Below are 12,275 nucleotides of genomic sequence, written 5' to 3' on the forward strand. Positions count from 1 at the left end.
GCCCGACCCGCTGTCGCTCGTGCGTCAGACCAGGCGCTGCTTCGGCGAGACCTCGTACGTGTTCTCTGCGTCGGAGAAGACCTCGTCGCCCAGGGCCGCGTCGATCGCGGCGAGGGTGTCGGCGTCGAGGGTCACACCCGACGCCTTGACGGTGTCGGCGAGCTGCTCGGGACGCGAGGCACCGACGAGCGCCGCAGCGATGTTGGGGTTCTGCAGCACCCACGCGATCGCGAGCTGCGGCATGCCGAGCCCGGCCTCGTCGGCGATGGGCTTGAGCCGCTGCACGGCCTCGAGCGTCTCGTCGCGCAGGAACCGCTTGATGAAGGTGGCGCCGCTCTTCTCGTCGGTCGCGCGCGAGCCCTCGGGCACCGGCTGACCGGGCAGGTACTTGCCGCTCAGCACGCCCTGAGCCATGGGCGACCAGACGATCTGCGAGATGCCGAGCTCTTCGCTCGTCGGCACGACCTTGCCCTCGATGACGCGCCACAGCATGGAGTACTGCGGCTGGTTCGAGATGAGCTGGATGCCGAGCTGCTTCGCGAGCGCGTGACCCTCGCGCAGTTGCTCGGCGGTCCACTCGGACACGCCGATGTAGAGCGCCTTGCCCTGGCGCACGACGTCGGCGAACGCCTGGAACGTCTCTTCGAGCGGCGTCTCGTAGTCGAAGCGGTGTGCCTGGTAGAGATCGACGTAGTCAGTGCCGAGACGCTTCAGCGACCCGTTGATGGAGTCCATGATGTGCTTGCGGCTGAGACCGGTGTCGTTGGGCCCCATGGGGCCGGTGGGGAAGTACACCTTCGTGAAGATCTCGAGCGACTCGCGCCGCTGACCCTCGAGGGCCTTGCCCAGCACCGTCTCGGCCGCCGTGTTGGCGTAGGTGTCGGCGGTGTCGAACGTCGTGATGCCCGCATCGAGGGCGGCATGCACGGTCTTGATCGCGGCGTCGTCACCGACCTGCGACCCGTGGGTCACCCAGTTGCCGAGGGTGATCTCCGAAATCTTGAATCCACTGTTTCCGAGGTAGCGATAACCAACCATCCCTCCACGCTAACGCTCCCCTCCGACACCGGGGCCGCGGCTTCCCTTCCCTCCATCGAGAAACGCTGTCCGCGTGCACAAACGCCGAGAGCACGCGTTTCTGCCGGCGAATCGCGTTTCTCGCTAACCGCTCGCGCTCACCCCGCGCGAGCGTCGCGGCGTCCGCCCCCGCACGCATAAACGCGATCTGTGCGCAAAAACGCGAGGAGAGCGTGTTTATCGTCGCCGAAAGCGTTTATGCGTGGAGAACAGTGCGGGGCCGCCCGCGTGCGGCCGCCGCGCACGCGGATGCGTTGGGCGCGGATGCGTTGCGCCGCGTCAGGCGTCCTTGCGGATCCAGCGGAACGTCGCCCGCACCAGAGCGAGCCCGACCACCAGCCAGAGCAGGGTCACCAGCAGGATGAGCGGGTGGTCCCACGAGCCCGAGGGCTCGGCATCCGCGAAACTCTCGGGCAGGAACACCGACCGGAAGCCCTGCGCGAGCCACTTCAGCGGGAAGACGCTCGCGACGTTCTGCAGCCACTCCGGTAGGGCGGCGAAGTTGATGTAGACGCCCGAGATGAACTGCAGCAGCAGCACGATGGGGATGACGACGCCGGTGGCGCTGCGGCCGGTGCGCGGCAGCGCCGACAGCCCGATGCCCAGGATCGCGCAGGTGGTGACGCCCAGCAGGAACACCCACGCGAACGTCAGCCACCGTTCCGGCTCGGTCGGCAACGGAACGCCGAAGAACACCGCCGCGACCACGATCAGCAGCACCGACTGCAGGAAGCCCGTCACCAGCACCTGGCCGAGCTTGCCGATGAAGTACGACACCGGGCTCAGCGGGGTTCCGCCGAGGCGCTTGAGCGTGCCGTCACTGCGCTCCATCGCGATGTCGATCGACATGTTCTGCAGCCCCGACAGCAGCACGCCGGCGGCGAGCATGGCGGGGAGGTAGAACTGCGCGGCATCCACCTCGTCGCCGGGCGGACCGAAGGTCTGCGCGTCGAAGGCGACGGCGAAGATCAGCAGGATCATCACCGGGAAGAGGAACGTGAAGAAGACCGAGTCGCCCTGCCGGAAGTACGCGCGCACCTCGAACGCGACGCGCGCGGCCCCCAGCCGCAGCACCCGGCTCACGCGGCACCGCCCGCGGCGGCAGTGCGGCGCTCGTCGGCACCGAGGAACGACAGGTACACGTCCTCGAGGCTCGGACGCACGACCTCGAGCCGCTCCGGCTCGCCGCCTCGGGCGTACAGGGCGGAAACGAACGCCCCCGGGTCGTCGGTGCGCTCCTCGCGCGTCACTCCACCCTCGCGCCACCGCACGAGCGGCACCCGCGCGTCGGGCCCGCCGAGCTCGTCGATACGACCGACGGATGCCATCTGCCCGCCGACGATGATGGCTGCGCGCTCCGCGAGCTCGGCGGCCTCGTCGAGGTAGTGGGTGGTGAGCAGGATGGTGGTGCCCTCGCGCTGCAGATCGCGGATCAGGTCCCAGAACTGCCGCCGCACTTCGGGGTCGAACCCCGTCGTGGGCTCGTCGAGGAACAGCAACTCGGGACGACCGACGATACCGAGCGCCACGTCGACGCGGCGGCGCTGTCCGCCCGAGAGCTTGCGGACGCTGACCTTCGCCTTCTCGGTCAGCCCCACCGACGCGATCACCTCGTCGACGTCGCGCGGCCGCGGGTAGAACGAAGCGAAGTGGGCGAGCAGCTCCCGCACGCTCGCGGTGGGCGCCTCGCCCGTGTTCTGCAGCACGATGCCGAGGCGCGCCTTCCAGTCGAGACCGCCGCGGTGCGGGTCGACGCCGAGCACGCTCACGTCACCTCCGGTGCGGTCGCGGTACCCCTCGAGGATCTCGATGACGGTGCTCTTACCCGCGCCGTTGGGTCCGAGCAGCGCGAACGTCTCGCCACGACGGATGTCGAATGTCACGCCGCGCAGCGCTTCGACGCCGCCCCGGTAGGTCTTGCGTAGGTTCTCGACTTCGACGACGCTCTCGCTCATGCCCTCAGTCTGGCGGGGCGGGCTCATTCGGAGTCTGCGGATGTGCCGAGGAGTCCTGGCAACCATCGACCGCGGGGCGCGGCGACCTTGAAGCCGCGCGTCGCACGCGGGACGCGCACGCCCGGCAGGCGCTCGACGATCTGCGCCGGCACAAGCCGCACGTCTGACGCCCGTGGCGCCCGGAACGGTCTCAACCGACGGGCGTGACCGCGGCAGCCGCCTCGTCGTCCTCGGTCGCCACGAGCTGGCCGCACGCCCCGTCGATCTCTTTGCCGCGGGTGTCGCGCAGGGTCGTCGGAATTCCGGCGTCGTTCAGGCGCCGCACGAACTCGTTCTGCACGGGCACCTCGGATGCCGTCCAGATCGAGCCCGGAGTCGGATTCAGCGGGATGGGGTTCACGTGCACCCACCCCCGGCCGCGGGCGTTGAGCTTCTCGGCCAGCAGGTCGGCACGCCACGCGTGGTCGTTCATGTCTTTGATCAGGGCGTATTCGATCGAGACGCGGCGACCGGTCTTCTCGAAGTAGGAGCGGGCGGCATCCAGGGCCTCGTCGACCTTCCACTTCGAGTTCACCGGGATGAGCTCGTCGCGCAAGTGGTCGTCGGGGGCGTGTAGCGACAGGGCGAAGGTCACCGGGATGTCTTCGTCGGCGAGCTTCTTGATCGCGGGGACGAGCCCCACGGTCGACACCGTGATGCCGCGGGCGCTCATGCCGAGCCCGTGGTCCTTGTCGACCATGACGCGCACCGCCTGCATGACGCGGTTGTAGTTGGCCAGCGGCTCACCCATGCCCATGAAGACGATGTTCGACACGCGATCGAGCGAGTGGTCGGTGCTCTTCTTTCCGCCCAGTCCGCCTGCGGCGATGAGGGCGTTCGCCCGCACGATCTGCTCGATGATCTCGGCCGCCGACATGTTGCGGGTCAGGCCCGCCTGCCCCGTCGCGCAGAACGGGCAGTTCATTCCGCACCCGGCCTGGCTCGACACGCACAGCGTGATGCGGCCGGGGTAGCGCATGAGCACCGACTCCACGAGCGCACCGTCGTGCAGCTTCCAGAGGAACTTGATGGTGTCGCCGCGATCGGTCTCGAGTCGGCGCACCTCGGTGAGCAGCGGCGGGAGCATTCCCGCGACCAGCTCGTCGCGACCGGATGCCGGCAGGTCGGTCATGTCGGCAGGGTCTGAGGTGTAGTGCGTGAAGTAGTGCTTCTCGAGCTGCTTGGCGCGGAAGCCGGGAAGCCCCAGCTCCTTCGCCTTCGCCACGCGCTCGACGGGCGTGAGGTCGGCGAGGTGCACGGGCGGCTTGCCGCGCTTGGGGCTGGCGAACTGCAGGAGCGGGCGACCGGTCTCGTCCTTGGCTTGCTGCCAACCTTCGGTCTTCGGTCGCACCTGGCGGATGCCGGTGTCTTTCGGCCGCGTCTCGCGGACGGCGGTGTCGGCCGGGGCCCCCGCGGGGCGCGCCTGCCGGGGTGTGGTGGTGCGCACGGGGGGCTGGTCGGTCATGGTTTCCAGGGTACCGGGGCGCGCCTGCACCGCGGCTGGGCGCCTCGCACCCTCGCCGGCAGGACACAACGCAGGAGATTCCAAGCCCGCGGCAACGCGGAACCCGGCGATGACGGCGTCCCCCTGCATCCGTCCACCGAACCTCCTGCGTTGTGTCCGACGGCGCGATGCGGACCAACCGCCGTCCCGGCCACCGCTCTAAACTGCATCCCATGCCCGGTGCCGGTGACGCCTCCATCCCGCCCGGCGGCGTGCAGAAGCTGCTGAACAACAACGTCGTCGTGGCGATCGACGCCGACGGCCGCGAGCGCGTGCTGATGGGCCGGGGCATCGGCTTCCAGCTGAAGCACGAGGGGCGCGTCGATCCCTCGAAGGTCGAGAAGACCTTCGTGCTCGACCAGGCAACCGACACCGCGCACGCGCAGAAGCTGCTGACCGACGCTCCGTACGCGCTCGTGCAGGCGGTGCTCCACGCCGTCGACGAAGCCGAGCGCGAGCTCGGTCGCGATCTGGGTCGGCGCCTTCCGCTCGCGGTCATCGATCACGTGAACTACGTCATCGAGCGCCTCGACCAGGGCATCCGCATCCCCGGCACCTCGATGCCCGAGCTGCGCATCCTCCACCCCGACGAGTCCCGCGCGGCGGAGCACATGGCGGCCTCGATCGCGGCATCCCTCGATCGCGAGCTCCCGCCCGAAGAGGGGGTGTTCCTCACGATGCACCTGCTCAACGCCACTCGCGACGAGCCCAACGGCACGGCGGCGCTGCTCTTCCGCCGGGTGCAGCACGTCGTCCGCACCGTCGAGACCGGCCTCGGCGTCACGCTCGACACCGACAGCCCCGACTACGCGCGGTTCATCCTGCACGTGCGTTTCCTTCTGCAACGTCTCGTGAACCGCGCGATGCTCACCAGCGGAGACTCGTCGTTCTTCGAGTTCGCGAAGCACCGCTACCCCCGTGCGTTCGGTATCGCCGAGGGGGTGAAGGCCTACGTGCTCGCGGCGACCGGGTCGACCCTGACCGACGAGGAGGTGCTGTACCTCACGGTGCACGTCGAGCGCCTCGCGACGAGCCTGGGTCGCGCAGACACCTCTGGCGGACCCGACGCACCGGTGCTATAGTCACCGACGCAGGCTCACACCTGCCGACGATTTCCGGATTGTTACCGCGCGAGCGGGCAAGACCTGAATCCACATCGCTGACGAGCGATGAACGGATTCGGGTCTTTTTTATTGCCCGAAAACACCCGGGGTCGTCGCCACAGAACATTCGAACAGGCCGCACCGAAGCGGCGAAAGGCAGGCGGATTCCGATGGTGGATCACGCGAAGACAGCGGCGGCGGTTCTGACCGGCGTCGGCGGAGAGACGAACATCACCTCGATGGTGCACTGCGCCACGCGGCTCCGGTTCGTGCTGAAGGACGAGGGCAAAGCGGATGCCGCAGCCCTGCGCGCCACCCCGGGCGTCATCACCACCGCGCAAGCGGGTGGGCAGTACCAGGTCGTGATCGGCAACGACGTTCCCGACGTCTATGCCGCGATCCAGGCGCAGACGAAGCTCGGCGGCGCGGGCGGCGAAGGCGACGACGAGGGACCCAAGGGCAACCTCTTCAACCGCTTCATCAAGATGATCTCGGCGATCTTCACGCCCATCCTCTGGGCGCTGGCCGGCACGGGCCTGCTGAAGGCGTTCCTCGCCGCGGCCGTCACCTTCGGCTGGCTGGATGCCACGACCACCACCTACACGATCCTCAACGCCCTCTCCGACGCGCTGATCAACTTCCTCCCGATCGCGTTGTCGATCACCGCGGCCCGGTACTTCAAGGCGTCGGAGTTCACCTCGTTCGCCATCGCCGCGGCCCTGGTCTACCCCTCCATCGTCGCGCTCAACGGCCAGCCCGACATCACCTTCTTCGGCATCCCGGTCACGATGGTCAGCTACGTCTCCAGCGTCATCCCGGTGATCATCATCGTGTGGCTGCAGAGCCACGCCGAGCGCTTCCTGCTGAAGGTGCTCCCCGGTGCCGTTCGCCGCTTCCTGACGCCGATGATCGTCGTGCTCATCGCCGTGCCGCTGGTGTTCCTCGTCATCGGCCCGATCTCGAGCCTCGTCGGTGGTGGCCTCGCGGCCGGTATCGGCTGGGTCTTCCAGACCCTCCCCTGGCTGGGCGGCGCCATCATGGGCGGCCTGTGGCAGGTCTTCGTCATCTTCGGTCTGCACTGGGGCCTCGTGCCGCTGTTCCAGCTCGAATACCAGACCACCGGTCAGATCCTGCTCATCGGTCCGGTGTTCGCCGCCGTCCTCGCCCAGGCCGCCGCGGTCGCCGGTGTGCTCGTGCGCACCCGCAATAAGAACCTGCGCTCGCTCGCCGCCCCGGCCACCCTCTCGGGCTTCCTCGCCGGTATCACCGAGCCCGCGATCTACGGCATCAACCTGCCGCTGAAGCGCCCCTTCGCCTTCGGCATCGTCGGTGGCGCGCTCGGTGGCGCGCTCATCGCGATGGGCGGAGTCTTCTCGACGGCGTTCGTCGTCCCCTCCGGTCTCGCTCTGCCGGCCCTGCTCGGCAACGGCAACATGGTCATGCTCGGCATCGGTCTCGCGGTCGCGATCATCGTGCCGTTCCTGCTGGTGGTCCTGCTCGGTTTCAAGGACCCGGTCGACGCCACCGCCCCCGCGACTCCCGCCGTGGCCACCGACACCGTGGTGCGAAACCCCGTCGACGGCACCGTCGTGCCCCTCGCCGAGGTTCCGGATGCCGCCTTCGCCGACGGTTCCCTCGGCAAGGGCGTCGCGATCCGTCCGACCTCGGGCGCGGTCTACGCCCCCTTCGACGGCACGGTCGTGGCCGCCTTCCCCACCGGTCACGCGATCGGTCTGCGGGGCACCGACGGCGTCGAGCTGCTCATCCACGTGGGCTTGGACACCGTCAAACTCGGCGGCAGCCACTTCACCCTGAAGGTGCAGTCCGGCACCGAGGTCAAAGCGGGCGACCTGCTCGTGGAGTTCGACGGCGCCGCCATCGAGAAGGCCGGATACGACCTGATCACCCCGGTCATCGTCACCAACGGCGACCTGTACCCCGACGTCGCCGACGTGGCATCCGGACCCCTCTCGCACGGCGAGACGCTGTTCCGCGCCGTCTCGGTCGACTCCCTCACCACCGCCCGCTGATCCCCCGGAGACACGAACAATGACGAACACCCCCTTCCCCGACGGTTTCCTCTGGGGCGGCGCGACCGCCGCCAACCAGATCGAGGGCGCGTACGACGAGGGCGGCAAGGGCCTGTCGGTGCAGGATGTGATGCCCCGTGGCATCTCGGCTCCCCGCAGCGACCGCCCCACGCCCGACAACCTCAAGCTCGTCGGCATCGATCACTACAACCGCTACGCGGAGGACATCGCGCTCTTCGCCGAGATGGGCTTCGGCGTCTACCGGTTCTCGATCGCATGGAGCCGCATCTTCCCGAAGGGCGACGAGACCGAGCCCAACGAAGAGGGTCTGGCCTTCTACGACCGCGTGCTCGACGAGCTCGAGAAGCACGGCATCGAGCCGCTCGTGACGATCTCGCACTACGAGACGCCCCTCCACCTGGCCGAGGCCTACGGCGGATGGACGAACCGCGAGCTGATCGGCTTCTACGAGCGCTACGCCCGCACGCTCCTCGAGCGCTTCGGCTCACGCGTGAAGTACTGGCTCACGTTCAACGAGATCAACTCGCTGCTGCACGCGCCGTTCATGAGCGGTGGCATCCCGATCCCCGAGGGCGGCGTGCCCGAGCAGCAGCTCTACCAGGCGATGCACCACGAGCTCGTGGCATCCGCCCGCGCCACCCGGATCGCCCGTGAGGTGGCCCCCGAGGCGAAGGTCGGCTGCATGGTGCTGTCGATGCCGATCTACCCGCTGACCCCGTCGCCCGACGACGCGCGCGCCGTGATGGATGCCGACCACGGCAACCTCGTCTACGGCGACGTGCACACGCGCGGCGAATACCCCGGGTACTTCCTGCGGACGCTGCGCGAGAAGGGCATCGCCCTCGAGATCACCGACCAGGACCGCGACGACCTGACGAACACCGTCGACTTCGTCTCGTTCAGCTACTACATGTCGATCGCCGAGACCGCCGATCCCGCGAAGCGCGCCGAGGGCGAGGGCAACATCATGGGCGGCATCGCCAACCCCACGCTCGAAGCGAGCGAGTGGGGCTGGCAGATCGACCCGGTGGGGCTCCGCCTGGTGCTGAACCAGTTCTGGGACCGCTGGCAGAAACCGCTGTTCATCGTCGAGAACGGCCTGGGCGCGCGCGACCAGCTCGTCGAGGTCGACGGCGAGAAGACCGTGGTCGACGACTACCGCATCGCCTACCTCAACGACCACCTCGTGCAGGTCGGCGAGGCGCTCGAAGACGGCGTCGACGTGCTCGGCTACACCTCGTGGGGCTGCATCGACATCGTCAGCGCCAGCACCGCTCAGCTGAGCAAGCGATACGGTTTCATCTACGTCGACCGAAACGACGACGGAACCGGAACGCTGGATCGCTACCGGAAGAAGTCGTTCGGCTGGTACGCCGACGTCATCCGATCCAACGGCGCATCCCTCACCCGCTGACCCCCGTCCGGTTCGGCCCCGGGCCCTCTGGGCCCGGGGCCGCCCCTTTGGAGTGCACCATGACCCGCATCGCCTTCCTCGACGTCGACGGCACGATCCTCGAGCACGGCTCGGTGATCGCGCCCTCCACGGTCGAGGCCATCCGCCAGGCCCGCACCAACGGCCACCTCGTGTGGCTGTGCACGGGCCGCGCCGAGGCCGACATCCACCCCGACGTCATGGCCATCGGCTTCGACGGCGCGATCTCCAACGGCGGCGCCTACGCGACCCGTGACGGCGAGACGCTCGTCGAGCGCCCCCTTCCTCGCGGCGACGTCGACGCCCTGGAGGCGTACTTCCGAGCCCACGACATCCACTACTTCCTTCAGACGCACGACGCCGTGCACGCCTCGCCCGGAATGGCCGAGACGATGGACGACTTCCTGCGTGCCCGCCACGCCCAGCGGGTCGAAGAACTCGAGGCGCTCGGGCTGCCGTCCGACATCGAACACCGCCAGCGCGACCTGCGTGCCGTGGACGAGGTGGACCGCGACCGCGTCGCGAAGGCGGTGTTCGTCAGCCCCTCCCCCGACACCGTCGCGCACGCCGCGGCCGAGCTCGGCGCCCGCTTCCACGTCATCCCCGGTTCGATGCCCCTGCCCGGCGGCTCGAACGGCGAGATCGGACAGGCGGGTGTGACCAAGGGCTCGGCCATCACCGAGGTGCTCGACGTGCTCGGGCTGTCGGCGACGGATGCCATCGGCATGGGCGACAGCTGGAACGACGTCGAGATGTTCGAGGTGGTCGGCACGCCCGTCGCGATGGGCAACGCCGAACCCGAGCTGCAGCGCCTCGCCGGCCGTGTGACGACCGCGGTCCTGGAGGACGGCGTGCACAACGCGTTCGCGGAGCTGGGCCTGATCTGACGTTCCGCGCCGCTGCGGCTACGGACGCGGCTGCCCTCGCCGATAAACGCGAACCGCGCGCAAAAACGCGTTGACGGGGCGTTTATGCGCGCGGATCGCGTTTATCGATGCCTGAGGCCCGTCACGGCACCTCGGACACCTCGGCGGCGACGCGTCCGCTCGATCCCGCTGTCACGCTGTCGGCTCGACCGCCGTCCATTCCGCCAGCTGCGCATCGGTGGCGAGCACGCGGTGGGTCTCCGACAGCGTGTGCTCGCTGCCTTCGCCGTAGTCGATGCCCAGCGCGACCGGGTCGTAGGGCGCGGATGCCGTGCGGCGGCGCATCGCACGGGGATCGGCCGAGAGCACCGCGCGCAACAGCGACTGCGTGTAGGGGTGCACGGCCGAACCGAAGATCTCGGCCGTGGCGCCCGTCTCGACGAGGTAGCCGCGGTGCATGACGCCGATGCGATCGGAGATGTACTTCACCATCGCCAGATCGTGCGCGATGAAGAGGTAGGCCGTTCCGAGCTCCTTCTGCAGCGAACGCATGAGGTTCACGACCTGCGCCTGGATCGACACGTCGAGAGCCGAGACGCACTCGTCGGCGATCACCAGGTCGGGCTGCATGACCAGGGCCCGGGCGATGCCGATGCGCTGGCGCTGGCCGCCCGAGAACTGGTGCGGGTAGCGATCGGCGTACTCGCGCGCGAGGCCGACCTTCTCGAGGATCGCGTAGACCTTCTCGTCCCGCTCCGCCGTGGTGGCGTAGCGGTGCTGGGTCATGAGCCCCTGCGCGACGATGTCGAACACCTTCTTGCGCGGGTTCAGGCTCGACATGGGGTTCTGGAAGATCATCTGGATGCTGGAGCGCAGGTGCGAACGCGCCGACGGACTCAGCCGCCCGCTGATGCGGTCGCCCGCGAGGGTGACGTCGCCGCTCGTGGGGTCGAGGAGGCGGATGATCGAGCGCCCGATGGTCGACTTGCCGCTGCCCGACTCCCCCACGAGGCCGAACGTCTCGCCACGGTGGATGTCGAACGACACCCCTCCGATCGCGGTCACGGAGTGGTGCCGGCCGAGACGGAAGATCTGGGTGAGGCCGCGGACGGACAGGAGGGTCTGCTCAGCGGTGGTCATCGGTTCGATCCTTCGTGCAGGGCCAGCATCGCGTCGATCTTGTGGCGCAGGGGCGCGGGCATGTCGACGTCCGGGGCGTCGGGGTGGGCGAGCCACGAGGCGACCCGGTGGCCCTCGCCGACGTCGAAGAGGGGCGGCTCGCGCACCAGATCGATCTCGAGCGCGAAGGGATTGCGCGCCGCGAACGGGTCGCCCTCCGGAAGGTTCGCCAGGGTCGCGGGGCTCCCGGGGATCGCGAACAGCTCCGAGGCGTCGGTGGCGAGGTCGGGCATGGCCGACAGCAGTCCCCAGGTGTACGGATGCCGGGGGTCGTAGAAGACCTGCTCGGCAGTGCCCTGCTCGATGATGCGCCCGGCGTACATGACGTTGACGTGATCGGCGACGGTGGCCACGACGCCCAGATCGTGGGTGATGAAGATCACCGAAAGGCCGCGCTCGGCCTGCAGGCGCGTGAGCAGTTCGAGGATGCGCAGCTGGATGGTCACATCCAGCGCCGTGGTCGGCTCGTCGCAGATGAGGATGTCGGGGTTGCACGACAGGGCGATGGCGATGTTCACGCGCTGGCACATACCGCCCGACAGCTGGTGGGGGTACTGCTTGAAGCGGCGCTCGGGCTGGTCGATGCCCACCTCTGCGAGGAGTTCGACGGCCCGGGCGCGCGCCGCGCGGCGATCCAGGCCGAAGTGCTCCTGCATCCCCTCCATCACCTGCTTGCCGACGGTCATGGTGGGGTCGAGGCAGGTGAGGGCGTCTTGGAACACCATGGCGACGCGGCGCCCGCAGATCTCGCGTCGGATCTGCCTCTCGCCCATCTGGGCGATGTCGCGAGTCACGGGGGTGCCGTCGTCGCCGTACCGGGTGATCTCGATGGAGCCCGCCGTGATGCGCTGGTTCGAGGCCATGAGGCCGAGGATCGCGCGGGCGGTGACCGACTTGCCGCTGCCGGACTCGCCGACGATCGCGACCACCTCGCCCTCGTACAGGTCGAAGCTTGCGCCGCGGATGGCTGTGATGGCGGTGTCGCCCTGGAACTCGATGGCGAGGTCGCGCACCGACAGCACACGGCGGCGGGTACGGCCGCCTGCGGTTGTTTCGTTCGCGGTCACGG

General features: G+C 68.8%; 10 protein-coding genes. 4 read left to right on the forward strand and 6 right to left on the reverse strand.

All coding sequences use genetic code 11. The features are described 5' to 3' along the window. Window positions 1-24: 24 nt before the first annotated feature. The 4 genes from ACXKZF_RS14640 to rlmN all read right to left on the reverse strand — a co-directional run bounded on the left by ACXKZF_RS14640 (window position 25) and on the right by rlmN (window position 4,536). On the reverse strand, window positions 25-1,038 hold the full coding sequence (locus ACXKZF_RS14640; protein ID WP_488984685.1) for an aldo/keto reductase family protein: 1,014 nt from the start codon (window positions 1,036-1,038) through the stop codon (window positions 25-27). Window positions 1,039-1,356: 318 nt separating this feature from the next. After that, window positions 1,357-2,160, reverse strand: coding sequence for an ABC transporter permease (locus tag ACXKZF_RS14645; RefSeq protein ID WP_055951688.1), 804 nt, complete (start codon window positions 2,158-2,160; stop codon window positions 1,357-1,359). Next, window positions 2,157-3,032, reverse strand: coding sequence for an ABC transporter ATP-binding protein (locus tag ACXKZF_RS14650; protein WP_055951691.1), 876 nt, complete (start codon window positions 3,030-3,032; stop codon window positions 2,157-2,159). Before ACXKZF_RS14650 ends, ACXKZF_RS14645 begins: the two co-directional genes overlap by 4 nt. Window positions 3,033-3,222: 190 nt before the next feature. Next, complete coding sequence (gene rlmN, locus ACXKZF_RS14655; protein ID WP_243224136.1) at window positions 3,223-4,536, reverse strand: dual-specificity RNA methyltransferase RlmN; 1,314 nt, start codon at window positions 4,534-4,536, stop codon at window positions 3,223-3,225. A 212-nt stretch (window positions 4,537-4,748) separates the two neighbouring features. Here rlmN and ACXKZF_RS14660 point away from each other — a divergent pair, with 212 nt between their 5' ends. The 4 genes from ACXKZF_RS14660 (at window position 4,749) to ACXKZF_RS14675 (ending at window position 10,048) form a co-directional block, all read left to right on the forward strand. Further along, a complete protein-coding gene (locus ACXKZF_RS14660) occupies window positions 4,749-5,657 on the forward strand; it encodes a PRD domain-containing protein (RefSeq protein ID WP_488984686.1) in 909 nt (302 codons plus the stop codon). A gap of 191 nt (window positions 5,658-5,848) precedes the next feature. Next, window positions 5,849-7,708, forward strand: coding sequence for a beta-glucoside-specific PTS transporter subunit IIABC (locus ACXKZF_RS14665; RefSeq protein WP_200936064.1), 1,860 nt, complete (start codon window positions 5,849-5,851; stop codon window positions 7,706-7,708). Window positions 7,709-7,727: 19 nt separating this feature from the next. Next, window positions 7,728-9,143 carry a glycoside hydrolase family 1 protein gene (locus ACXKZF_RS14670; RefSeq protein WP_488984687.1) on the forward strand — a complete coding sequence of 472 codons (1,416 nt, stop codon included), beginning with the start codon at window positions 7,728-7,730 and terminating at the stop codon, window positions 9,141-9,143. 59 nt (window positions 9,144-9,202) lie between these two features. Further along, window positions 9,203-10,048 carry a Cof-type HAD-IIB family hydrolase gene (locus tag ACXKZF_RS14675; protein ID WP_055951697.1) on the forward strand — a complete coding sequence of 282 codons (846 nt, stop codon included), beginning with the start codon at window positions 9,203-9,205 and terminating at the stop codon, window positions 10,046-10,048. A 171-nt stretch (window positions 10,049-10,219) separates the two neighbouring features. On the opposite strand, the gene ACXKZF_RS14680 is transcribed toward ACXKZF_RS14675, so the two are convergent. Both ACXKZF_RS14680 and ACXKZF_RS14685 read right to left on the reverse strand, forming a co-directional pair. After that, window positions 10,220-11,167, reverse strand: coding sequence for an ATP-binding cassette domain-containing protein (locus tag ACXKZF_RS14680; RefSeq protein ID WP_488984688.1), 948 nt, complete (start codon window positions 11,165-11,167; stop codon window positions 10,220-10,222). Then, window positions 11,164-12,273 (reverse strand): ABC transporter ATP-binding protein, encoded by a 1,110-nt coding sequence (locus ACXKZF_RS14685; protein ID WP_488984689.1) that lies wholly within the window; start codon window positions 12,271-12,273, stop codon window positions 11,164-11,166. The genes ACXKZF_RS14680 and ACXKZF_RS14685 overlap by 4 nt, the downstream gene beginning before the upstream one ends. Between the last annotated feature and the right edge of the window lie 2 nt (window positions 12,274-12,275).

Source organism: Microbacterium sp. ABR10 (assembly GCF_057812175.1).

Bases quoted from the DNA above. Each gene is read 5' to 3' on its own strand.
- ACXKZF_RS14640 (WP_488984685.1), bottom strand. From the start codon at position 1,038: ATGGTTGGTTATCGCTACCTCGGAAACAGTGGATTCAAGATTTCGGAG.
- ACXKZF_RS14650 (WP_055951691.1), bottom strand. From the start codon at position 3,032: ATGAGCGAGAGCGTCGTCGAAGTCGAGAACCTACGCAAGACCTACCGG.
- rlmN (WP_243224136.1), bottom strand. From the start codon at position 4,536: ATGACCGACCAGCCCCCCGTGCGCACCACCACACCCCGGCAGGCGCGC.
- ACXKZF_RS14660 (WP_488984686.1), top strand. From the start codon at position 4,749: ATGCCCGGTGCCGGTGACGCCTCCATCCCGCCCGGCGGCGTGCAGAAG.
- ACXKZF_RS14665 (WP_200936064.1), top strand. From the start codon at position 5,849: ATGGTGGATCACGCGAAGACAGCGGCGGCGGTTCTGACCGGCGTCGGC.
- ACXKZF_RS14670 (WP_488984687.1), top strand. From the start codon at position 7,728: ATGACGAACACCCCCTTCCCCGACGGTTTCCTCTGGGGCGGCGCGACC.
- ACXKZF_RS14675 (WP_055951697.1), top strand. From the start codon at position 9,203: ATGACCCGCATCGCCTTCCTCGACGTCGACGGCACGATCCTCGAGCAC.
- ACXKZF_RS14680 (WP_488984688.1), bottom strand. From the start codon at position 11,167: ATGACCACCGCTGAGCAGACCCTCCTGTCCGTCCGCGGCCTCACCCAG.